The sequence below is a fragment of the Kribbella ginsengisoli genome (assembly GCF_039537185.1).
In the GTDB taxonomy this organism is placed as follows: Bacteria; Actinomycetota; Actinomycetes; order Propionibacteriales; family Kribbellaceae; genus Kribbella; species Kribbella koreensis.
The window spans coordinates 491,606-512,062 of sequence record NZ_BAABAA010000003.1; the positions used below are offsets into that span (position 1 = coordinate 491,606).

At 68.5% G+C, this 20,457-nt stretch carries 24 protein-coding genes; 7 read left to right on the forward strand and 17 right to left on the reverse strand.

What is annotated here, in order from left to right; all coding sequences use genetic code 11:
- Position 1 precedes the first annotated feature (1 nt).
- Positions 2-946, reverse strand: coding sequence for a Gfo/Idh/MocA family protein (locus tag ABD768_RS15960; protein ID WP_344841307.1), 945 nt, complete (start codon positions 944-946; stop codon positions 2-4).
- A gap of 144 nt (positions 947-1,090) precedes the next feature.
- Between ABD768_RS15960 and ABD768_RS15965 the strand changes: the two genes are divergently transcribed.
- Complete coding sequence (locus ABD768_RS15965) at positions 1,091-2,287, forward strand: AAA family ATPase (RefSeq protein WP_344841309.1); 1,197 nt, start codon at positions 1,091-1,093, stop codon at positions 2,285-2,287.
- Here ABD768_RS15965 and ABD768_RS15970 read toward each other — a convergent pair.
- The 4 genes from ABD768_RS15970 to ABD768_RS15985 form a co-directional block, all read right to left on the reverse strand.
- On the reverse strand, positions 2,232-3,128 hold the full coding sequence (locus ABD768_RS15970; RefSeq protein WP_344841311.1) for a DMT family protein: 897 nt from the start codon (positions 3,126-3,128) through the stop codon (positions 2,232-2,234). The genes ABD768_RS15965 and ABD768_RS15970 overlap by 56 nt on opposite strands.
- Position 3,129: 1 nt before the next feature.
- Positions 3,130-3,858, reverse strand: a complete 729-nt coding sequence (locus ABD768_RS15975) for a CDP-alcohol phosphatidyltransferase family protein (RefSeq protein ID WP_328321152.1) — start codon at positions 3,856-3,858, stop codon at positions 3,130-3,132.
- A 158-nt stretch (positions 3,859-4,016) separates the two neighbouring features.
- Positions 4,017-4,463, reverse strand: a complete 447-nt coding sequence (locus tag ABD768_RS15980; RefSeq protein WP_343971357.1) for a nitroreductase family deazaflavin-dependent oxidoreductase — start codon at positions 4,461-4,463, stop codon at positions 4,017-4,019.
- Positions 4,464-4,501: 38 nt separating this feature from the next.
- On the reverse strand, positions 4,502-4,678 hold the full coding sequence (locus tag ABD768_RS15985) for a hypothetical protein (RefSeq protein WP_203591232.1): 177 nt from the start codon (positions 4,676-4,678) through the stop codon (positions 4,502-4,504).
- Between the two features lie 78 nt (positions 4,679-4,756).
- Between ABD768_RS15985 and ABD768_RS15990 the strand changes: the two genes are divergently transcribed.
- Together ABD768_RS15990 and ABD768_RS15995 are read left to right on the forward strand one after the other, a co-directional pair.
- Entirely contained in the window at positions 4,757-5,203 is a 447-nt protein-coding gene (locus ABD768_RS15990) for a MarR family winged helix-turn-helix transcriptional regulator (RefSeq protein ID WP_344841314.1), read from the forward strand.
- Entirely contained in the window at positions 5,203-5,910 is a 708-nt protein-coding gene (locus tag ABD768_RS15995; RefSeq protein ID WP_344841315.1) for a carbon-nitrogen hydrolase family protein, read from the forward strand. Before ABD768_RS15990 ends, ABD768_RS15995 begins: the two co-directional genes overlap by 1 nt.
- On the opposite strand, the gene ABD768_RS16000 is transcribed toward ABD768_RS15995, so the two are convergent.
- Together ABD768_RS16000 and ABD768_RS16005 are read right to left on the reverse strand one after the other, a co-directional pair.
- The gene (locus ABD768_RS16000; protein WP_343971344.1) at positions 5,907-6,359 is read right to left on the reverse strand and encodes a hypothetical protein; all 453 of its coding nucleotides are present in this window, start codon (positions 6,357-6,359) and stop codon (positions 5,907-5,909) included. The genes ABD768_RS15995 and ABD768_RS16000 overlap by 4 nt on opposite strands.
- A 46-nt stretch (positions 6,360-6,405) precedes the next feature.
- Positions 6,406-6,582, reverse strand: a complete 177-nt coding sequence (locus ABD768_RS16005) for a hypothetical protein (RefSeq protein WP_343971341.1) — start codon at positions 6,580-6,582, stop codon at positions 6,406-6,408.
- A gap of 217 nt (positions 6,583-6,799) precedes the next feature.
- Here ABD768_RS16005 and ABD768_RS16010 point away from each other — a divergent pair, with 217 nt between their 5' ends.
- Positions 6,800-7,216 carry a hypothetical protein gene (locus ABD768_RS16010; RefSeq protein ID WP_343971338.1) on the forward strand — a complete coding sequence of 139 codons (417 nt, stop codon included), beginning with the start codon at positions 6,800-6,802 and terminating at the stop codon, positions 7,214-7,216.
- On the opposite strand, the gene ABD768_RS16015 is transcribed toward ABD768_RS16010, so the two are convergent.
- From ABD768_RS16015 to ABD768_RS16035, 5 genes are all read right to left on the reverse strand, one after another.
- A complete protein-coding gene (locus ABD768_RS16015) occupies positions 7,204-8,391 on the reverse strand; it encodes a PP2C family protein-serine/threonine phosphatase (RefSeq protein WP_343971336.1) in 1,188 nt (395 codons plus the stop codon). The two genes, ABD768_RS16010 and ABD768_RS16015, sit on opposite strands and share 13 nt — an antisense overlap.
- Positions 8,392-8,482: 91 nt before the next feature.
- Entirely contained in the window at positions 8,483-9,322 is an 840-nt protein-coding gene (locus ABD768_RS16020) for an Fpg/Nei family DNA glycosylase (protein WP_344841317.1), read from the reverse strand.
- Between the two features lie 144 nt (positions 9,323-9,466).
- Positions 9,467-9,943 (reverse strand): ribose-5-phosphate isomerase, encoded by a 477-nt coding sequence (locus tag ABD768_RS16025; RefSeq protein ID WP_343971330.1) that lies wholly within the window; start codon positions 9,941-9,943, stop codon positions 9,467-9,469.
- 20 nt (positions 9,944-9,963) lie between these two features.
- Positions 9,964-10,998, reverse strand: coding sequence for an SH3 domain-containing protein (locus tag ABD768_RS16030; RefSeq protein WP_344841320.1), 1,035 nt, complete (start codon positions 10,996-10,998; stop codon positions 9,964-9,966).
- Positions 10,999-11,092: 94 nt separating this feature from the next.
- Entirely contained in the window at positions 11,093-11,689 is a 597-nt protein-coding gene (locus ABD768_RS16035; protein ID WP_343971324.1) for a mycothiol-dependent nitroreductase Rv2466c family protein, read from the reverse strand.
- Between the two features lie 225 nt (positions 11,690-11,914).
- On the opposite strand from ABD768_RS16035, the gene pepN reads away from it, so the two are divergent.
- The 3 genes from pepN (at position 11,915) to ABD768_RS16050 (ending at position 16,089) form a co-directional block, all read left to right on the forward strand.
- Positions 11,915-14,488: an aminopeptidase N gene (gene pepN, locus ABD768_RS16040; RefSeq protein WP_344841322.1), complete on the forward strand. Its 2,574-nt coding sequence runs from the start codon at positions 11,915-11,917 to the stop codon at positions 14,486-14,488.
- The gene (locus tag ABD768_RS16045; protein ID WP_343971319.1) at positions 14,488-15,030 is read left to right on the forward strand and encodes a hypothetical protein; all 543 of its coding nucleotides are present in this window, start codon (positions 14,488-14,490) and stop codon (positions 15,028-15,030) included. Before pepN ends, ABD768_RS16045 begins: the two co-directional genes overlap by 1 nt.
- A gap of 201 nt (positions 15,031-15,231) precedes the next feature.
- A complete protein-coding gene (locus tag ABD768_RS16050; RefSeq protein WP_344841324.1) occupies positions 15,232-16,089 on the forward strand; it encodes a hypothetical protein in 858 nt (285 codons plus the stop codon).
- A 48-nt stretch (positions 16,090-16,137) separates the two neighbouring features.
- Here the strand turns inward: ABD768_RS16050 and ABD768_RS16055 are convergent, their stop codons facing one another.
- From ABD768_RS16055 to malQ, 5 genes are all read right to left on the reverse strand, one after another.
- Complete coding sequence (locus tag ABD768_RS16055) at positions 16,138-16,536, reverse strand: DUF5130 family protein (protein ID WP_343971313.1); 399 nt, start codon at positions 16,534-16,536, stop codon at positions 16,138-16,140.
- Positions 16,523-16,801 carry an aa3-type cytochrome oxidase subunit CtaJ gene (gene ctaJ / locus ABD768_RS16060; protein ID WP_344841326.1) on the reverse strand — a complete coding sequence of 93 codons (279 nt, stop codon included), beginning with the start codon at positions 16,799-16,801 and terminating at the stop codon, positions 16,523-16,525. The genes ABD768_RS16055 and ctaJ overlap by 14 nt, the downstream gene beginning before the upstream one ends.
- Positions 16,802-16,871: 70 nt before the next feature.
- Positions 16,872-17,372: a hypothetical protein gene (locus tag ABD768_RS16065; protein ID WP_343971307.1), complete on the reverse strand. Its 501-nt coding sequence runs from the start codon at positions 17,370-17,372 to the stop codon at positions 16,872-16,874.
- 155 nt (positions 17,373-17,527) lie between these two features.
- Positions 17,528-18,169: a lytic polysaccharide monooxygenase auxiliary activity family 9 protein gene (locus ABD768_RS16070; protein WP_343971304.1), complete on the reverse strand. Its 642-nt coding sequence runs from the start codon at positions 18,167-18,169 to the stop codon at positions 17,528-17,530.
- Positions 18,170-18,306: 137 nt separating this feature from the next.
- Positions 18,307-20,424 (reverse strand): 4-alpha-glucanotransferase, encoded by a 2,118-nt coding sequence (malQ, locus tag ABD768_RS16075; RefSeq protein WP_343971301.1) that lies wholly within the window; start codon positions 20,422-20,424, stop codon positions 18,307-18,309.
- Between the last annotated feature and the right edge of the window lie 33 nt (positions 20,425-20,457).

Consider the following 20,457-nt stretch of genomic DNA (forward strand, 5'->3'; position numbering starts at 1 on the left):
CTCAGTGGTGAAAGGCTTCGACGACGCTGCGCACCCGCTCGCCCGCCGCGAAGTCCGCCAGATCCCGAGGATGCTCGCCGCGCACGGCCTGCGCGAACAGCGTCAGCCGGGTCCCCTCCGAGCCGAGCTCACCGGTCAGCTCGACCGGACGCCATTCGTTGTCCTCGGCAACAAACAGGTCACGCCAGCCGGTCAGCCGGTAGGACTGCCTGGTCCCGCGCAGTTCCCACTCGTAACTCTCCGGACCGGCGGCACCGACGAGCCCGCTCAACTGGACCGGGATCTCCCCCGCCTTCATCAGCCCGTACGCCGCCGTCTCACTCGCCGGTGTCCGGTGCTCCAACTCCGTGTGGACCGCCCGCAGCGGACCGACGAGCCGATCGGTGAGGTACGCGAAGTGCGAGAACACCTCACGGACGAACCCGCCCTGCGCACGCTCCCCCACCCAGGTCGCCTCCGCCTGGAACCCCCGCGGCCAGACCGGGAACGAGAGCCGGATCTCGACGCCGAGCACGTCACCGACCCGGCCGTCGGCGATCGCCTGCTCGACGTAGCGGGTGGACTGCCGGTCGGACAACGAGAAGTTCACGCCGGCTGCTTTACCCTCAGCCGCCTTGAGCATGGCTGCCGCATCGTCGGCTGATACGGCCAGCGGCTTCTCGCAGAACACCGCCTGCCCAGCCTCCAACGCCGGTACGACCAGCGCCGCGTGCGTGGCCGGCGGCGTGGCGACATAGACGGCGTCGACGTCGGCGGCACTGATCACGTCGGCGATCGAGGTACTGAACTGAACGGCGGGGTGCTCGTCCTGGAGCGCGGCGACGGTGGCCGGGGCGAGGTCGACGGCGTGGGTGACGGTGAAGTCCGGGTGGTCGAGGGCTTCGGCGAGCAGATGGCGGCCCATCGCTCCGAGGCCGACGATGCCGAGGCGGATCGGTGTGGTCATGGCGACAGTCTGCCGTCCCGAGCGACAGGACATAGTCGGCTGTCCAACGCGATGCCACGCCTGGCGATGCACTCCAGCGGGGCTGAAACCGGACTATGTCCTGTCGCTCGGGAAATGTCCCCGGCGGCGGCTACGTTGGTTGGCATGTTGACCACGTTGGCAATCGAGAACTACCGGTCGTTGCTGCGGCTGGTGGTGCCGCTGGGGCGGTTGAACGTGGTGAGCGGGGCGAACGGGACCGGGAAGTCGAGTCTGTACAGGGCTCTGCGCTTGCTGGCCGATGCCTCGCGCAACGGAGCCGTGGCAGCGCTGGCACGCGAGGGCGGGCTGCCTTCGACGTTGTGGGCGGGGCCGGAGGGTATTTCGAAGGCTGTCCGGCGGGGCGAGCACCCGCTGCAGGGGACCGTGCGGAGCAAGGCGGTCAGTCTGCGGATGGGCTTCGCCTCGGAGGACTACGGGTATGCGATGGACTTCGGGTTGCCGCCGCCGCTGAAGGGCGAGTTCAACGAGCCGTCGGCGTTCAGCCTGGATCCGGAGATCAAGCGCGAGGCGCTCTGGGCAGGACCCTTCCTCAGACCTGCCGCGTTGCTGGTCGAGCGCGGGGGCGGCGGCGTCCGGATCCGGGGTGGCGACGGGCAGTGGCACGACGGTGGGCACGCGCTGCAGCCGTTCGACAGCATCCTGAGCGAGCTCGCCGATCCCGAGCGGGCACCGGAGCTGCTGACCCTGCGGGAGCGGATGCGGTCGTGGCGGTTCTACGACCATCTCCGGACCGACGCGGACGCGCCGGCCCGGCAGGTACAGATCGGCACCCGGACGACGATCCTCGGTCCGGAAGGCGCCGACGTGGCGGCGGCCCTGCAGACGATCCGCGAGATCGGGCCGCGGGGCGGACTCGATCTGGCGATCGAGCAGGCTTTCCCGGGCAGCAAGGTCGAGATCCGCAACAACGCCGGGCGGTTCGAGATCGCCTTCCACCAGCACGGTCTGTTGCGACCGCTGTCCGGCGCCGAACTCTCCGACGGCACGCTCAGATACCTGCTGTGGGTCGCCGCGTTGCTGACGCCGAGACCGCCCGCGCTGCTGGTTCTCAACGAGCCCGAGACGAGTCTCCATCCGGATCTACTGCCGGCGCTGGCGAACCTCGTCGTCACCGCCGCACGCAACACCCAGGTGATCGTCGTGACCCACTCCCGCCCCTTCCAGTCCGCGCTCCAGGCCGGCGCCGACGAGACCGGCCTCGACCTCCGCACCATCGAGTTGGTGAAGGAATTCGGCCAGACGACTATCGAGGGTCAGCGCCCTCTGGATGAGCCGGCGTGGAAGTGGCCGAGTCGGTAGCCGCCTCGTCCTTGACGCTTTCGAAGCGGACCAGGATCAGGGCGCCGACAGCGGTGATGGCGAAGCCGGCGATGGCTCCGGCGTACCAGCCGTCGCGGATCTTGTCGTCCAGGAGGAAGACGCCGACCGCGGCCGGGGTGATCGTCTGGAGGGCGATCATCGGGGTGGTTGCGAGGGTGACCGAACCGCGTTGCAGGGCTAGCGAGTAGAGGATGAACGCGAGCGCGGCCGAGACGGGCAGCGTGTAGGTCGTCGGGCTGGAGAAGAGGGCGCCGATCGAGCTGTCGTCGAGCATGCGCGCCGAGATCGCCACGCCGGCGTACCCGAAGCCTGCGAGTACGCCGAGTACTGCCGTCGCGCTCGCGTGTTGCGAGCGGCTCGCTACGCCACCGAGCACCGCGATGGCGATCAGGCCGCCGATGACGCCGATCGTCAGGCCGTGATGGACGGCCGCCTCGCCCGCGTCGCCGGATGAGACCGCGAGCAGTCCGAGTCCGCCGCAGACCGCGACGACGGCCGACCACTCGATCGCCGACAGCCGGTCGGCCATCAAGCGAGTCGCCAGCAAGGCGGTGACTACGAGACTGACTGCGATACCTGCCTGGGCGAGGTACAGAGGTAGTAGTCGTAGTGCGACGAAGTGCAGGCCGAAGCCGGCCAGCTGGAGCACGAGGGCGCCGAGCCACGCGGGTTGCTTGAGCAGGGCGATGACGAAGCCGCCGAAGCGCCGCGGGTCGAGCTCCGAGCCGGTCGGCACCTTGCGGGAACCGACCGCCTGGAGGATCGACGCGATGCCGAAGACGACTGCGGCTCCCAGGGCCGCGCTCAGACCGAGGATCAAGTCAGGCTGCCTTGCGTCTGGGAGCCCAGAAGGTCAGGTACAGGCTGAGCACCCCGTAGTACACGAGATAGGCCAGCGAGATCGCGACCACGATCGCGCTCGGGTTCGGCATCTGGGTGAGCAGGACGGCGTACGAGCCGAGCCAGATCAGCGTGGTGACCAGGTTGGTGGTCCGGAACGCCTTGGTCCGCGAGGGGTAGACGTACTTGATCGGGATGAAGACCAGGATCGAGCAGGTCAGCAGGATGATGCCGGTCGCGGTCTGGCCGAGGTCGAGCACGACGACGTAGAAGGCGACCACGTTCCAGTAGCTCGGGAAGCCCAGGAAGAAGTGGTCGTCGGTCTTCGCGTCGGTCCGGCAGAACTGGTAGCTGGAGGCAAGCAGCGGCAGCGCGGCCAGCGCGGCGCCGATGAAGCCGTGCGGCAGGTAGCCGCCGGTCCACAGCAACACGATCGGCGCGAACGCGTACGTCAGGTAGTCGACGATGTTGTCCAGCATCGCGCCGTCGAACCACGGGATCGTCTCCTTCACCCGGAGCCGCCGCGCGATCATCCCGTCGGTGCCGTCGATCCAGAGCGCGGCCAGGCCGAGCCAGAGCGCGCGGACCGCGTCCCCGTCGATCGCCGCGATCACGATCAGCAACGCGAGCACCGTTCCGCTCGCGGTATAGGCATGCAGTGCAAGTCCGGCCAGACGCAACCGCGTCGACCCGACGAACGGTTCCCGCACCGCGTCGTGTGTGGTCAGGAGAACTCCCAGAACTCGGCCGGGCGCAATGCCCCGGACTTCAGAGAGTCAGGGTCTCATGAGGCGGGTGCCGAACCGGAGACCGCATACCGTTCGGGCGCCGGAACTGGCGGCGACCTTACGATCGCCGCCTGGTTCGATCAGCTACCGGGGACCGGCTCCAGCAGGAAGACCGGGATGATCCGGTCGGTCTTGGTCTGGTACTCGGCATAGTTCGGGAAGGCCTCGACCGAGCGCTTCCACCACAGCTTGTACTCCTCGCCGTCGATCTCACGGGCCACGTACTCGCCGGTGCGCTCGCCGTCCTGCAACTGGATCTTGGGATCGGCCTGGAGGTTGTAGTACCAGACCGGGTTCTTCGGAGCGCCGCCGAGCGAGGCGACCGCGGCGTACACGCCGTCGTGCTCCACGCGCATCACCGGCACCTTGCGGAGCTTGCCGGACTTGGCGCCGCGCATGGTCATCAGCACCACGTGCATACCGTTGAACCCGCCGACGCTGGTGTCGCCGGCCGCCACCATCTTCTCGACCGCGGCGCGAACCCAGCCGGTCGTACTGGGGGCATATTCTTCTTCGTTGGATGACATGTCACCCACCCTGCCCTATCGGGCAGGTCAGCGCCTGTTCAGGCGTGGTGGGCCGCTTGGAAGCGGGCGACCCGGGCGGCGCGTTCGCGTTCCATCCGGCGGCGCGGGTCCAGGTGGTCCGGGAGGGTCGCGGGGCCGGCGATGTGGAGCAGGAGCCAGGTCAGGCGCCAGCGGATCTTGTACGGGAGGCTCAGGCCGTCGGTCTTCTTGCTCATCGATCTCTCCAATTGCTTGGTGTGGCAATAGTTTGTACACCAACTGATACTCTAGTCAACACAGATCGAAGGAGAGATATGCCCGGGACATCCGAAGAGGTCGACCTACTGGCCCTGGACCGCCAGGTCTGCTTCGCGCTAGCCGTCGCCTCCCGCAGCGTGATCGCCCTCTACCGCCCGCTGCTCGACCCCATGGGCCTGACCCACCCGCAGTACCTGGTCATGCTCGCCCTGTGGGAGGAGTCCCCGCTCTCCGTCAAGCAACTGAGCAACCTGCTAGCCCTGGACCCCGGCACCCTCTCCCCCTTGCTCAAACGCCTCGAGTCCAGCGGCTTCATCACCCGAGCCAGAGACCCCCGCGACGAACGCGCCCTGGCAGTAACCCTCACCGACTCCGGCCAGGCTCTCCGCGGCCAAGCCCTGGCAATCCCACCGGCAATCATCGATCGCCTGGGCATGACCCTCGAAGAACTGGAAGCCCTCCACAAATCCCTCACCAGAGTCATCGCGGCCGCCACCACGTAATGCGCATCGCCGCCCACCAGTCCGCGGAGCACCGGCTCGACCTCGAAGCAGCCCTCCAGCACCTGGAGTCAGCAACCCCCGACGTCGACCTCGCGCTCTTTCCGGAGTGCTACCTGCAGGGCTATCTGACGGATTGCGAGCTTGCCGCCCAGCACGCCATCGATCTGCGATCGGACAGTTTCAGCCGGGTACTGGACCGCCTGGCGCCGGTTCGCCCCGCACTGGTCTTCGGGTTGATCGAGCGGGAAGACCACCGGATCTACAACACGGCGGTCCTGGTCCGCGGCGGGCGGCTGATCGGCAGCTATCGCAAGCGGCATCTGCTGGCCGGCGAGCAGTGCTTCACCCCGGGGGACGGCACCCCGGTCTTCGAGCTCGATGGCACGTTGCTCGGCGTCAACATCTGCTACGACCTCCAGTTCGCCGACGGGGTCGCCGCGCTGTCCGAGCAAGGTGCGTCGGTGGTGCTCGCTCCGTGCAGCAACATGATGCGACCCGCGGCAGCGGCGAAGTACAAGCAACTTCATCACCCGGTCCGGCAGCAGCGCGCACGAGAAGGTGTGGTTTGGATCATCTCCGCCGATGTCACCGGTCCGCTCGACGCAGAGCGGGTCAGCTACGGGCCGACCTCAGCAATAGACCCGAATGGAGCAGTTGTGGCCCAGGTCCCGCTGCTGGCCGAAGGCCGGATCGTGGTGGAGGTCTAGCTGGGGGTGCATTCCTGGAGTTGGGCTGCGGTGGCGATTTTGGCTTCTATCCAGCGGCGGCGGAGGAAGTGGGCCTTCAGGAGGCGGTGGACGCCGTCCAGGACGACCAGGCGGCCTCGGTAGGCGACCAGATGGATGGGGAAGTCGAGGTCTGCGTCCATTACGCGTTCGTAGTGGGGGCGGTAGTTCATGGGGGTAGCGGCTACTTGATTGGGGGTGACTTTGAAGCGTTCGCCGTTGAGTTGCCAGAGGGGGAGGTCGAACATCCAGAGGAGGTCGGCCACCTCGACCGGCTCTACGCGCAGGTCTAGGGCCCAGAGTTTGCCCAGTTGCCAGTGAGTCTGGGGGAAGACTTCGCGCATCGACGGCGGAGTCATCGCCAGTAGTTCGTCGAACGAGACGTCCGGCGCGCTTCGGTCCGCGCCGCTGTCCACCCCATCTATCGTCACGACCGAGCACGGTACGCCATGCCGCGGTCAGCCCGGCAGGAGTGCGTCAGTAGGAGTGCTTGCCCCGGCGGCGGAGCAGCAGGACGGCCGCTGCCAGCAGTAGGCCGCCGGACGACAGGAAGATGCCGCCCAGTACGTCGAACGGCAACACCGGCGCCGCATTCCGGGCTAGCGCAACCCCCTCAACCTGTACTCCGCCCGCCGTCGGCGGTGGCAGAGTCACCCCGCTGGGCGGGACCGTAGGCGGCGCACCCGTAGTCGACTGGCGCCGAGGCCCCTCGCTCGGCCCACCCCGCCAAACCGGTGCAGCCGGCTCAGACGTCGTCACCGACGGGGTGGACGACGGGGAGTCGGTCGACGGCACGGGCGGCACTGGCCGGACGGGAAAGGTCGGACGCCCTGCCGAGCACCCCACCGCGAACGCCCTCGAAGGCTGACAGGTGGCCGGCGTACCGGGTGGCGTCGCCGGCGGACTGCTCGGCGGCTGGCTGGTGGGTGGAGTCGAAGGCGGTGTGACCGGTGGAGTCGACGGAGACGTGGTGGGCGGCGTGGCCGGTGGCGTACTGGGTGGCGTCTCCGGAGGCGACTCAGACGCCACCGGGGTCGACACTGTCGCGACCGGGACGGTCGGCGGCCGCTCACTCGACGCCACCGGAACAGTCCCCGGCAGTTCCTCAGCGGCAGCGGGTTGCGGCCCGAACGCGAGCGTGGCGAAGGCGATCAGCAGTAGCGGCAACATCCTGGCCGAGTTAGCGATCACGGCACTGCCCCGTTCGCAGACACTGGGAAGTGAAGGTGTCTTCCTCAGCAGTATGCGCGCGGTCAGGGGGCGTAGCGAAGCATTTCAGCGGGCGTAGCGAAGCATTGCTGCCTTGCGGCGCTGCATCTTCGTGGTGAACCCCGGGCGCGCGGTCGCGCAGTCCGGTGATTCGGACGGGTTCGTCTTGCGGTGGATGACCACGATCGCCGAGTCGTCGCCCGGTCCGCCGATCTCGTCGACCAGTTCGAGCGCCGCGCCCTTGAACCCGGTAGCGATCAGCCGCTCGGCGTGACCAGCCAGCCGGTCGGTCCCCCGCTCGATGTCGCGCCGGGGCGTCTCGACCATGCCGTCGCTGTAGAGGAACAGCGCGTCGCCCATCTTCAGCTGGCCGCGGTTGACCACGAAGTCCGGCGTCTCGACCAGCCCGAGCAGCGGCCCGTCGGCGTCCCGCGTCTGCCACCGCCCCGACCACGCGTCGAACTGGATCGCCGGCGGATGCCCGGCGGTCCGCACCTCGAACTCGCCCGTCCCCAGATCGACCGCCACGTGCACCACGGTCGCGAAGTCGTCGTTCCAGTCCTGCCGCCGCAGGTAGTGGTTGGCCGCCGGCAGGAACTCCTCCACCGGTACCACCCCCAGCAACCCGCCGAAGGCCCCGGACAACAGCAGCGCCCGCGTACCGGCATCGATTCCCTTGCCTGACACATCGACAAGCGCGATCTCCAGTACCTTGTCCGACCGCGTCGTCGACACCACGAAGTCGCCGGAGAAGGACGCCCCGCCCGCCGACCGGATCGCCTGCTCGGCCCGCCACCCGGCCGGCAACTCCGGCAGTTCGCCCTGCGCCGTCAACGTGTCGCGCAGCTCCATCAGCATCGTCTCGCCGCGGGTGCCCTGTACGCCGAGCCGGCTGCGCACCTTCGCCCCGGCCAGGATGATCCACGCGATCAGCCCGAGCACCACCACGAACCCGGTCTTCGGCAACCCGGCCACCCGTTCGGACACCACGTAGGCGCCGGCGGCGACGGCGATCACCGTCAGCAGCACCAGCGGCCGGAAGCGCAGCAGCAATCCGCCGAGCAACAGAGGTATGACCAGGATGGAAGTGGGTATGAAGGACGGCATCGCCAGTGCGGCGGAACTGACCGTGACCGTCAGCGCCAGCAGACCGACGAAGGCCAGCTGGTGTGACTTCTGCGCGCGCCGAAGCAACGACTCGGCCCGGTTGCCGACCCGTCGCAGAACAGCGTTGCCGCCACCGCCGCTACTCATGGTGAAATGAAGATAACGGCACCATCCGGTCCGCGCATCACATTGTCACAAGTTGATTGCAGCCTTTTCACAATCGATACCGGTTGAGCACTCAGCCACGCCTGGTCAAGCCGGTCCGCTGGCACTTCGGGCACCAGAAAAGGTTGCGCCCGGCCAGGATCTCGGTCCGGATCACCGAGTCGCAGACATGACAGTGCTGGCCCTGGCGCCGATACACGTAGACCTCGCCGCCGTGATCGTCCTGGCGCGCGTCGCGGCCCATCGCCTCCGGAGTGTGGTCATCGGCAACGGTATCGATCCGGCCGGTCTCCACGCCGTACTTCATCAGCTCGACCAGGTCGGTCCACATCCCCTGCCATTCCTTCTTCTTGACCAGGTGGCCGGGCGTCTTCGGGTGCAGCTTCGCGCGGAACAGCACCTCGGCGCGATACACGTTGCCGACGCCGCTCAACACTTCCTGGTCCATCAGCAGCTGGCCGATCGGCAGCTTGCTGCGGTGGATCCGTTTCCAGGCCAGCTCCGGGTCGGCGTCGTCGCGCAGCGGGTCGGGGCCGAGCCGCTTGATCAGCGCCTCACGCTCGCCGTCGGTCAGTACTTCGCAGACGGTCGCGCCGCGCAGATCGGCGTACGCCGTTGCGTTCTGCAACCTGAGCCGGACCTGCCCCACGGGCTGCGGCGCGGCGTCCCCGGCCTCGATCGTGCCGAAGTCCATCTTGCCGATCAGCCCGAGGTGGATGTGCAGCCAGCCGGCACCCTCGAAGTCGGCCAGGAAGTGCTTGCCGTGCGCCTCGGTCCCGCGGAGCACGTGTCCGTCGAGCAGCGCGGCGCCCTCGACGAACCGGCCCTGAGGACTCGACGCGCGGACCACCCGGCCGCCGAAGCCGGCCCAGACGTCGTTCGCGAGCCGGTGCAGGGTGTGACCTTCGGGCATGATTCCTCTTATGGGTCTGACATCAGGTAAAGGCCGCGGCGGCGCGCCGACCCCGGCAGTGGTCGGGACCGGCCGTTCCATGCGGGCCCGGGACGTCTCCAGGCCTCGTACTCCGGACCGGCCGGCCCGCAAGCAAAAGGAAGATCAGGAAGAGGAGGGCAACGGCGGAAGCTCGCCGGTCTCCTCGTAGTCGGACAGCATCTCGATCCGCCGGGTGTGCCGCTCCTCGCCGGAGTACGCCGTGGCGAGGAACTTCTCCACGAACGAGGTCGCCTCCTCCTCGGTGTGCATCCGCGCACCGACGCTGACGACGTTCGCGTTGTTGTGCAGCCGGCCGAGCTCGGCGGTCTCGACGCTCCAGGCCAGCGCGGCCCGGACGCCCTTCACCTTGTTCGCGGCGATCTGCTCGCCGTTGCCCGAGCCGCCGATCACGATGCCGAGGCTGCCCTCGTCACCGACGGTCCCCTCCGCAGCGCGCAGGCAGAACGGCGGATAGTCGTCCACCGCGTCGAACACGGCCGGGCCGTGGTCGACGACGTCGTGCCCGGCACCCTTGAGGTGCTGGACCAGATGGTTCTTCAGGTCGAAGCCGGCGTGATCAGAGCCGATGTGCACTCGCATGACCAGAAGTCTTACAGGTCCTACTGACAGTCCGGTACGCCGGGCAGCTTCGGCCCCCCGCTACCGACGTACACGTTGGTCACGTACCCGTCGTACTTCGGCAAGTACGCCCACCACTCGCTACTACGGGGCGGAGTGTCGATCAGCTGGCCCTTCTTCTGACAACTGACCAGTACCTCGACCCCGGACGGCAGCGTCCCGAGCACCCCGGCAGAGGTGTTCGGCGCCGACCGAACCCGTACTCCACTCCCAGTGCTCGTCACCCAGCTCCCTGGCGTCTTCACCGCGCCCGGTACGTTCAGCGCCCGGATCAGCCGGGTCACGTCGGAGTAGGCCTTCCCGTACCCCGTGCCGTCGGGGTGCAGCGTGTAGACCGCGACGACGGTCCGGTCGTCCGGCCCCACCGTCCCGGTGGTGTGCAGTGCCTCGTTGGCAAGGTCCACGACCGACTCCTTGGGCTTGCTCTTGTCCCGCCCGAAGCCACTGGAGTTGGGGAAGCCCGACCAGCCCTGCTTGATGGCGAAGGACGAGTCGAAGACCGACGCGATCCCGAAGTACTGGTCGAAGCCGTCGGTGCCGTAGCGGGTGGCCTGGTGCAGGTTGCCCATCACGAAGTCCCGCACCGGCGCAGGAGCCTGGTCGAGGAGGTAGCGGTAGATCCGGACGGTGTCGGCGGCAGTGAAGGCCGCGTACCCCCAGAAGCCCGGGTGGGTGGGCGGCGGCCCGGCCGTGTGGGTCAGGCCGAGCCGCGGCACCATCCGGCCGATGATCGCCGAGCCACCGAGATGGTCCCAGTAGTAGCTGGCCGCGTCGTCGTCACTGCTGCGCAGCATCACCTCGAGCCTGGCCTGGTCGGCCGCCGGGATCTCGTACGCCGGACCGCGGTCCCACAGGAAGTCGAGCACCAGCAGCAGCTTCACCACCGACGCCGAGCGGAACCGCAGATCCGGGTTGACCAGGTCGGTGAACTGCCCGGCCTGCCGGTCGAAGACCGCGACACCGGCCGTCACACCCACCGGCACGACGACCGACTCGTCACTACGCAGAAGCTTCACAAGCAACCTACTCACCATTGAACGATTAACTTGGTGAGTAACCTTCGCCGAGACTGTTGGAACGTTCAACCCCTTCTCAGCAAGTTCGAAGGAATCAATCGAAGCTGGGACTCCGGTCCCGGGTCCGCTTCAGCTCGAAGAATCCGTCGGTCGCGGCGACCAGCCGGACCCCGTCCCAGAGCTTGCCGGCCGCCTCGCCCTTGGGTGCCGGCGTGACCACCGGACCGAAGAACGCGCTGCCCTCGACGGAGATGACCGGCGTGCCGACCTCCATCCCGACCAGTTCGATCCCGGCCAGGTGGGACTTGCGGACCGCGTCGTCGTACCGGTCGTTGTCAGCGGCCTCCGCCAGCGAGGCGGGCAACCCGGCTTCGGCCAGCGACTCCTCGAGCACGCCTTCGCCGTTGATGCCGCGGCCCTGGACGTGGATTCGATTGCCGAGTGCGGTGTAGAGCGGCAGCAGCGCCTCGTTGCCGTGCGCCTGCTCGGCGGCGATCAGCACCCGGACCAGACCGAGCTTGCGCAGCCAGTTCGCGTCGTGTTCGTCGCGCTCCTCGTTCAGGATCGCGAGGCTCATCACATGCCAGGCGGTCTTCACGTCCCGGACCTGCTCGACCTCGAGCATCCAGCGAGACGTCATCCAGGCCCAGGGGCAGGCCGGGTCGAACCAGAAATCAGCGGTGGGGGTCATGCGATCGATCGTACAAACTGAAACCACTTCGTACTCCGGCGCGCGTGGCGTCTCGCCCACCGGACGACGAACGCGAGAACAGCGGACCAGACCGGTCACCCCGCGATACCGGCCGGTCACCCTCGGGCAACGCCGGATCAAGCTCTGACAACGGTTTCCCACAGCTTGCGCAAGTCGCGGGGAATCCCTCGGCGCCGCACGCATCCAGGTGCATAGGATGCCGACATGCCTGGAACCAACCTGACGCGCAATGAAGCGCGCACCCGCGCCGGCCTGGTCAGTGACGTGAGCTACGCGATCGAGCTCGACCTGACCACCGCCGCCAGTGGCGCCGCGACGTTCGCGTCGACGACCACCCTCACCTTCACCGCCGAAGCCGGCGCGAGCACCTTCGCCGATCTGATCGCCGCGACGGTGCGGGAGGTGACGCTGAACGGACGCGCGCTCGACCCGGACAGCGTGTACGACGGCGCCCGGCTGCAGCTCGACGGTCTGGCCGAGCGCAACGAGCTCGTCGTGGTCGCGGACTGCATCTACTCGCGTACCGGTGAAGGGCTGCACCGCTCGGTCGACCCGGCCGACAAGGAGACCTACCTCTACACCCAGTTCGAGGTGCCGGACGCCCGCCGGGTGTTCACCACCTTCGAGCAGCCGGACCTGAAGGCGCCGTTCACCTTCACCGTCTCCGCGCCGGCCCGCTGGGTCGTCATCTCGAACGCGCCGACCCCCGAGCCGACGCCGTACAAGGGCGAGAACGGCGAGGACCTGGCGACCTGGAGCTTCGCGCCGACCGAGCCGATCTCGACCTACATCACCGCCGTCGTGGCCGGTCCGTACCACGTCGTCACCGACGCCTACGAGGGCCCGAACGGCACGTACCCGATGTCGCTGCTGTGCCGCCCGTCGCTGGCCGACTCGCTCGACGTCGAGGACCTGTTCGAGGTGACCAAGCAGGGCTTCGAGCTGTTCGAGCGCGCCTTCGGCGTTCCGTACCCGTTCCACAAGTACGACCAGGCGTTCGTGCCGGAGTACAACATGGGCGCGATGGAGAACGCCGGCTGCGTGACGATCCGCGACGAGTACATCTACCGCAGCCGCACCACGCACGCCGAGCTGGAGAGCCGCGCGAACACGGTGCTGCACGAGCTCGCGCACATGTGGTTCGGCGACCTGGTCACGATGACCTGGTGGGACGACCTGTGGCTGAACGAGTCGTTCGCCGAGTGGGCCAGCCACTGGGCCCAGGCGACCGCGACGACGAAGTACGCCGGCGCCTGGACGACCTTCTGCAACGCCCGGAAGAACTGGGCCTACCGGCAGGACCAGCTGCCCTCGACGCACCCGATCGCCGCGGACATGATCGACCTGCACGCGGTCGAGGTGAACTTCGACGGCATCACCTACGCCAAGGGCGCCTCCACGCTGCGCCAGCTGGTCGCGTTCGTCGGTGAGGAGACCTTCATCATCGCGCTGAAGGAGTACTTCGCCGACCACGCGTTCGGCAACACCGAGCTGGCCGACCTGCTCAAGCCGCTGGAGAAGGCGTCCGGCCGCGACCTGGACGACTGGACCGAGCGCTGGCTGCGGACCGCCGGGGTGAACACCCTGCGCGCCGACTTCACCGTGGACGCCGACGGCAAGTTCCAGACCTTCGCGATCGAGCAGACCGCGGCCGCCGGCCACCCGACCCTGCGGCCGCACCGGCTCGCGGTCGGCCTGTACCGGCTGACCGACGCCGGCCTGGTCCGGACCGAGCGGTTCGAGGTCGACATCGACGGCCCGCGGACCGAGCTGGCCGAGCTGGTCGGCGCGACGCAGCCGGACCTGGTGCTGCTCAACGACGACGACCTGACCTACGCCAAGATCCGGCTGGACGAGCGGTCCCGGCAGACCCTGGTCGAGTCGATCGACAACCTCGACCAGTCGCTGGCCCGGGCCCTCGCTTGGGGTGCCGCCTGGGACATGACCCGCGACGCGGAGATGCCCGCCAGTCAGTACGTCGGGATCGTGCTCAAGGGCGTTCGCGCCGAGACGGACCTCACCGGCGTACGGTCGCTGCTCTCGCAGGCCACCTCGGCGATCAACAGCTACGCGGCACCGGAGCACCGCGCGCAGCTGCGGGCGCAGTACGAGGAAACCCTGGCTGACCTGCTGGCCGGGGCAGAGCCGGGGAGCGACCACCAGCTCGCATTCGCCCGTGCCTACATCGGCGGCGTGTTCTCCGACGCCGGTGCGGACCGCTTGGCCGCCTGGGTCGCCGGTACGGACCTGCCGGACGGCCTGGTCATCGACACGGACCTGCGCTGGACTCTGATCGTCGCGCTGGCCAGGCTCGGCCGGGTCGACGCGGACGCCATCGACGAAGAGCTGACCCACGACACCACGATCACTGGCCAGGAGCGGGCGGCCCAGGCACGTGCCGCCCGGCCGACCGCCGAGGCCAAGGCCGACGCATGGCAGATCGCGGTCGAGTCGGAGGACACCCCGAACGAGACGCAGTTCCGGACCATCCTGGGCTTCCAGCAGCCGGGCCAGGAGGAGTTGCTCCGGCCGTACGTCGGCAAGTACCTGAGCGCGGCCAAGGACGTCTACACCCGGCTCGGCTCCTCCATGGGCGAGAACGTGCTGGTCTACCTGTCGCCGCGCGGTCTGGCCGAGCAGGCCACGCTGGACGCCCTGAGCGGTTGGCTGGACACCGAGGCCGAGTCTGTCGACGCACCGACCCTCCGCTACGTCGGAGAGGCCCGTGCCGACCTGGAGCGTGCGCTGGAGGCCCAGCGTCGCGACGCGGTCGGCTGATGCCTGACCAGGGTGCGCAAGGCGACCCCTCGTTAGCCGGCGCCTCGGCCGTGGCCCTCACCGGCCTGGCCGAGGCCTACCGGCCGCGTCCGGTCACCCCGCTGATGCCCTGGCGGTTCACCGGACGGCTGGTCAAGCCGTACGTGATCACCGCCCGCGGCCGCTCCTGGGACGACCAGATGGTCGCGGTGGCGCGAGTGGCCGCCGCCAAGCAGCTGGAGTTCGACGACGCGATGGGCGCCGTCGGACTCGGCGTGGTGATCCTCCATCTGAGTGATGACGCCACGTACCTGGTCGTGCAGAGCTGGGCGAGGGAGTTCCAGTCCCGGCTGAGCATCTTCCGCGGCCTGGACGTCGACGATCTCCGCCCGGCGCCGATCGGCGTCGCGCCCTGCGTCTGGGAGCAGGAGGTCCTCAGCCACGAGCGGGCCGCGTACGTGAACCACATCCTGAACGCCGAGGTGGACGTCGAGACCTGGCTCGACGACTGCCTGGACACCCGGCCCGCCCCGAAACAGGGCGGCATCCCGTCCGGGACCTGAATTCCGGACAGTGCCTGCCCGTGCGCTTTCGGTGATATTCAAACAATTGCTTGTCGGCGCATCGTCGCGGCTCGGTCGCGGGCCGCGATCTCCTTGTCCAGAAGGAGATTCTCACCACGTGAAGGGGCCTCACTTTTCCGGTTTCCCGGTCTAAGCTGACCCACAATATTCACTCAAGGGATTCTGGGGAGGACCTTTGTCGTGACACACGTGGATGACCGGAAAGGACCGACCCGGGCGAAACGCCCGACCGGCCGGGCCAATGCGCGTGCGCTCAACCACGGCGGCGACAGCCGGGTGGCCGCCCGCGCCGGACGTGCGGTACCGACGAAGGATGTAGCCGGCTCCCAGCTGGAGAGCGAAGCCGATCGCGCCGAGCGGCTGGCCGCCGGCAAGCGCTCCGCGGGCCGCGGCGCGGGCCATTCCGGCCGGAAGAAATCGAAGCGATCCACTGCCGCGGTCGGAGCCGCGATCATTGCGATTGCCGCAGTGGTCGCGACTTCTGCTTTTATCCTGACGAATGGCGGCTCCGCGCCGCAGAGCGGAAGTAATCCGCCGCTGCCGGGACCGGCCACCTCCGCGCCACCGAAGACGAAGAGCGACGCGGCGCCTGCCGCGGTCAGCACGGTGAAGGCCGACCGCAAGCCTCCGGCGGCCAAGCCGACGGCACCCAAGCCGACCGTGGCCAAGACGACCACCACGAGGGCGTCCGCGACGCCGAACACCGGCCCGGCCACCCCGGTCTTCCGGCGCGGCCAGTGGATCGCAGTGCTCGACTCCTACCCGACGGACGCCGGTATGGACGCCGAGCAGATCGCCAAGGAACTGGCCGGCAAGCTGATCGCCGCCGGCATCCCGGGCCGGGCGATGTTCCTCAACGGGCAGTACCCGGGCATCGCGAACAGCAGCCTCGAGCCGGAGACCGGCCAGTGGGTCGTGTACCTCTCCGCGCTGTCCAACGCCCAGGCAGCACTCAACCTGTGCCAAGCGCCGAAAACGCAGGCGATCCACTCGAACATCGCCTGCCCGACGTACGAACCGGCCGCCAAGCCCGGCTAGGCGAACCAGCAGCCCGGCTGATCGATCAGCCGGGCTCGCGGGCTCTGTCTACTGCTTGTGGGGCTCGTTCGCGTGCAGCAGCGGCGGCTGGTGCGCGTGCGTGCCCAGCTGCTGTACGCCGGTGACGAGGCCGCCGGTCAGGTCGCCGGTGGCGAAGGACGTCTGCATGGTCAGCGCTGCCAGACCGGCCGCGTGATCCGAGAGCTGCCGCCGCGCGTTCGCGCCGGTGACGACCTCGAGCCGGCGCCCGGCCGGATCGACGTACACCAGGACGCTGTTGTCCGGGTCGTCCAGCTCGTTCAGCAGCTCCAGGGCGAACGGGCGCGTCTCGGAGTCCGCTCCCCCGACGTACACGGAGAAGTGCAGGCCCGACGCGTCCTCGGCGTGCCGGACGGCGCGCTCGATGTCGTAGAGCTGGTCCGGGGTGAATGCGTCACCAGCTGGCACTTGCGCCTCCGGTCGTCCGGGCGACGCCGGTGCCGGCGGTCGCGGTAGTGGTGCCGGCGGGGAGCTCGGGCAGGTTGGCCGGGTCCGGCCGGGTGGCCGGCGGGCCGCCGATCCAGACCGGCGGAGCCCACCAGGACAGGCCCGGGCGATAGCGCGGACCCTGTGCGATCGAGGAGGCGAAGACGAGCAAGGCCAGCACCGCCACGACCAGCACCGGAATACCGACGAACACCAGCACGGTGTGGCCGGAGAGCAGAGTGATCACGGTGAGAAGACTAGTCCCACTGACAGCCGTACCCGCCCTGGGGCCTCGACCGGGGCGGGCACGAAACTAATCAGCAGCCACAGGTGTAGTACGTGATGTCCCAGTGGCTGCCCTCGTCGCAGTAGATGTTGCCGGAGGCGGCCTTCCACTGCGGGTAGCCGTCACCGCGGTTGGCGATCCGGGTGAAGGTGTTCTTGATGTAGTTGCCGACACACGTGTACTTCGAGATGTCGACCTTGTAGCCGTTGCGGTGGCTGTAGGTCCCGCTGGCGTGGCCGGTCTCGGTACCCCCGGTGATGTTCACCGCGCAGCCGCTGGCCGTGTGCAGCGTCCGGACGCCGTACACGGTGCTGTCGTTGATGTTGGTGAACGACGTACAGGTGGAGTTGTTCCAGTCGGAGCAGTTGCCACTGGACGACCAGGTGATGCCGGCGGCGCTGAAGATCGCCGCGGCCTGGGCGTGGGTCAGCTTGGTGAGTGCCGAGGCGTTCTCGATCACCAGCAGGCCGGGCAGCAGCCCGACCATCAGGGCGACCAAGGGCACGGTCACGCGACGGAGAAAGGATTTCATGGGGACTCTCCTTGAAACTCGGGGCGGAAGGTTTCAAGGAGTGCCATTCCCAGGAAAGTTATTAACCAAACGTGAACACTCACCGGCCAGACGGCTGCGTGGAACCGAACCGAGGGCAGTCGGCTCGGCTCCACGCCGGGGGGCGCCGAATGTGGTCAGAACCCGAAATCGGTCCCGGTCTTCGAAATGGAGCTGGCGAATTGGACGTCCGAGCACTGATAGAACGCGTTGCCGGTGTCCGCGATGGTCCAGACGGCGAGAATCATGTGCCGCCCGGACCGGCTCGGCAGCCGGCCGTTGTGGGTGATGTCGGCGGCGGGCCGGGCACCACCCATCGGCACCGTCAGGAACGGGGTCAGGTCGAGCGCCGAACGGCTCAGCGCGGCACCCTGGTTCCAGCCCTGCTTGGTGACGTAGTACTTGAAGTCCGTCGTCGCGTGCTGCGCGGTCAGGTGCCACTTGAACGCGTAGTTCGCGCCCGAGGTGAGCTGGGTGGCCGGCCAGGCGCCACCGCGCTGGTCGTTCAGTTCGTCGAACTGCTGCAGGCCTGCCGAGCAGAGTTTCCCGTCGGCGGGACCCGCGCCGGGGAAGCCCTTCGGACCCTCGGTGCTCTGCGGCTCCCACTGGATCGCGCCGCAGTTCTTGACCGTCGTGTTCGCGCACAGCTTGGCGCGACTGATCGGCGAGTTGGTGTACCCGTGCCCGTAGGCCACGGGTACGGACAGGGTTGTCGAGGCCGTCAGAGCCAAGGCTCCGGCGGCTACTGCGGCCAGGCTGAGTTTGCGTGTTCGCGGCATGCGGACACTCCTTCGGATTCCCGGTTGTGGGGGCGGTCGGGGAATGAAGGAAGGCGCCTTCGTTGACAATAGATAACAACCGTTCAAATCTATTGTCAACAGCTCGTAGGCGGCTGTTTACTTTCCGCTCATACTGCCTAGGAGTGCAGTACTCCGATGAGCCGGCGCAGCCGTTGGTTGTTGGGCAGGTCCTCGATCAGGACGGGCATGCCGTCGGGGCCGCCGAGCGGGACCCGCCAGTTCGGGTACTCGTCCGTGGTGCCGGGCTGATTCTGGGTACGCCGTTCGCCGACCGCGTCGGTCAGGGCGACTCCGACCAGCTTCGCCGGGGTGTGCGCGACGTACCGGTGCAGCGCCTCGACGATGCGCTCGACGTCGCCGTCCGCGTTGCCCAGCAGGTGCCGTTCGCGCAACGCGTTCAGCCAGGAGTCGCGCTCGGCCTCGTCGACGGCGAGCTCTTCGGCGTACGGGCGGGTCAGCAGGCCGAGGCGGTCGCGCAGCTCGACGTGGTCGCCGGCCAGGTAGCCGGCCGTCGGCGGCAGGTCGTGGGTCGTCACCGTGGCCAGGCAGAGTTCACGCCAGCGCTCGGGCGGGAGCGGGTTGCCGTTCGCGTCGCGCTCGAACCACAGCACCGACGTACCGAGGACTCCGCGTTCGGTGAGGTAGTCGCGCACCCACGGCTCGACCGTGCCCAGGTCCTCCCCCACGACGACGACGCCGGCGCGGGACGCCTCGAGGACGAGGATGCCGATCAGCGCCTCGTGGTCGTAGCGCACGTAGGTGCCCTCGGTCGGCCGCTCCGGCGAGGTGACCCACCAGAGCCGGAACAGACCGAGGATGTGGTCGATCCGCAGCCCGCCGCCGTGCCGGATCACTGCGCGGACGAGGTCCCGCCAGGGCGCGTAGCCGGTGGCAGCGAGGGCGTCCGGCCGCCACGGAGGTTGCGACCAGTCCTGTCCCTGCTGGTTGAACGCGTCCGGCGGGGCGCCTACATGGATGCCCGCGGCCAGTACGCGCTTGAGCGCCCACGCGTCGGCGCCATCAGGGTGTACGCCGACTGCGAGGTCATGCAGGATGCCGAGCGACATGCCGGCCGACTTGGCTCGCGCCTGGGTCCGGGCCAGCTGATCGTCGAGCTGCCACTGCAGCCAGCAGTGGAACTCGACCGCGTCCGGGTTGTCGTTGCGGAAGGCAATGACTGCGGGTGCGTTCGGGTCCTGCAGCTCCTCGGGCCACTTGCTCCACTCGGGACCGTGTACGTCCGAGATGGCGGCCCAGGTGGCGAAGTCGATCAGGCCTTGGCCTTCACGGTCGCAGTACGCGCCGTACTCCGCGATGCGGCCGATGGACGGGCGGACGCCGAACAGGAGCTGCAGCGCCTCGCGCTTGGCGGCCCAGACGGTGTCGCGGTCCAGCGCGTCCGGGTCCTCGCTCAATGCTCGGGCCTGGAGGGCCAGTGTGCGGACACGGTCGCGCTCGGCGGGTGCTAGGTCGCCGTACTCGTCGATGTCCTCGATGCGGAGGTACAGCGGGTTCGCGAACCGGCGGGAGGCCGGCAGGTACGGCGACGGCTCCATCCGACCAGCTGTCTCGGCTGCGTGCAGCGGGTTGACCAGTACGAAGCCGGCGCCGAGGTCATTGGCGGACCACGCAGCCAGGTCGGCCAGGTCGTGGAGATCGCCGATACCCCAGGACCTGCGGGAGCGTACGGAGTACAGCTGGAGTACCCAGCCCCAGGTCCGCTGCAGTCGCTGCGGCTCGAGTCGTTGCGGGGTGACGATCAGGGAGCCGACCGAGATCTCCGGGTTGGTCCCGATGCGCGCGCACAGCCGGTGGTAGCCGAGTGGCAGGTCCCCCGGCAGCTGGTACGTCGCTTCGCCGATCTGCACGCCGTCGACCCACTCGGGCTCTACCCAGTGCTCCTGCTGCGGGATGTCCCGGCGCTGGCCACCGTCCTCCAGATCGACCCACACCTCGGCAGTGGAGCCGTGCGGCAGGTGTACTGCGAACCAGGGCGTCCAGCCCTCCCGCATCACCAGCGTGGCGGGCAGCACACGGCGCCAGCGCGCCAACTGGTGCTCTGCCAGCGCATCGGTGGCTTGCTCGGGGGTAGACGCGTCGACACCGAGTGCGGCCAGCACTGTGGAGACAACCTCGGACGACACCAGAACGTGTTCGCCCTGCCAGTTCCAGTACTCGGTCGCCACTCCGTGCGCGACGGCAAGCTCGACAAGGGCTGGAGTGGGAGCAGTCACGCGTGCGAGTCTGCCGCATCACGGGCCATGGGA

Coding starts and splice junctions, on each gene's coding strand:
- ABD768_RS15960 (WP_344841307.1), bottom strand. CDS start 946: ATGACCACACCGATCCGCCTCGGCATCGTCGGCCTCGGAGCGATGGGC.
- ABD768_RS15965 (WP_344841309.1), top strand. CDS start 1,091: ATGTTGACCACGTTGGCAATCGAGAACTACCGGTCGTTGCTGCGGCTG.
- ABD768_RS15980 (WP_343971357.1), bottom strand. CDS start 4,463: ATGTCATCCAACGAAGAAGAATATGCCCCCAGTACGACCGGCTGGGTT.
- ABD768_RS15985 (WP_203591232.1), bottom strand. CDS start 4,678: ATGAGCAAGAAGACCGACGGCCTGAGCCTCCCGTACAAGATCCGCTGG.
- ABD768_RS15990 (WP_344841314.1), top strand. CDS start 4,757: ATGCCCGGGACATCCGAAGAGGTCGACCTACTGGCCCTGGACCGCCAG.
- ABD768_RS15995 (WP_344841315.1), top strand. CDS start 5,203: ATGCGCATCGCCGCCCACCAGTCCGCGGAGCACCGGCTCGACCTCGAA.
- ABD768_RS16015 (WP_343971336.1), bottom strand. CDS start 8,391: ATGAGTAGCGGCGGTGGCGGCAACGCTGTTCTGCGACGGGTCGGCAAC.
- ABD768_RS16020 (WP_344841317.1), bottom strand. CDS start 9,322: ATGCCCGAAGGTCACACCCTGCACCGGCTCGCGAACGACGTCTGGGCC.
- ABD768_RS16025 (WP_343971330.1), bottom strand. CDS start 9,943: ATGCGAGTGCACATCGGCTCTGATCACGCCGGCTTCGACCTGAAGAAC.
- ABD768_RS16035 (WP_343971324.1), bottom strand. CDS start 11,689: ATGACCCCCACCGCTGATTTCTGGTTCGACCCGGCCTGCCCCTGGGCC.
- pepN (WP_344841322.1), top strand. CDS start 11,915: ATGCCTGGAACCAACCTGACGCGCAATGAAGCGCGCACCCGCGCCGGC.
- ABD768_RS16045 (WP_343971319.1), top strand. CDS start 14,488: ATGCCTGACCAGGGTGCGCAAGGCGACCCCTCGTTAGCCGGCGCCTCG.
- ABD768_RS16065 (WP_343971307.1), bottom strand. CDS start 17,372: ATGAAATCCTTTCTCCGTCGCGTGACCGTGCCCTTGGTCGCCCTGATG.
- ABD768_RS16070 (WP_343971304.1), bottom strand. CDS start 18,169: ATGCCGCGAACACGCAAACTCAGCCTGGCCGCAGTAGCCGCCGGAGCC.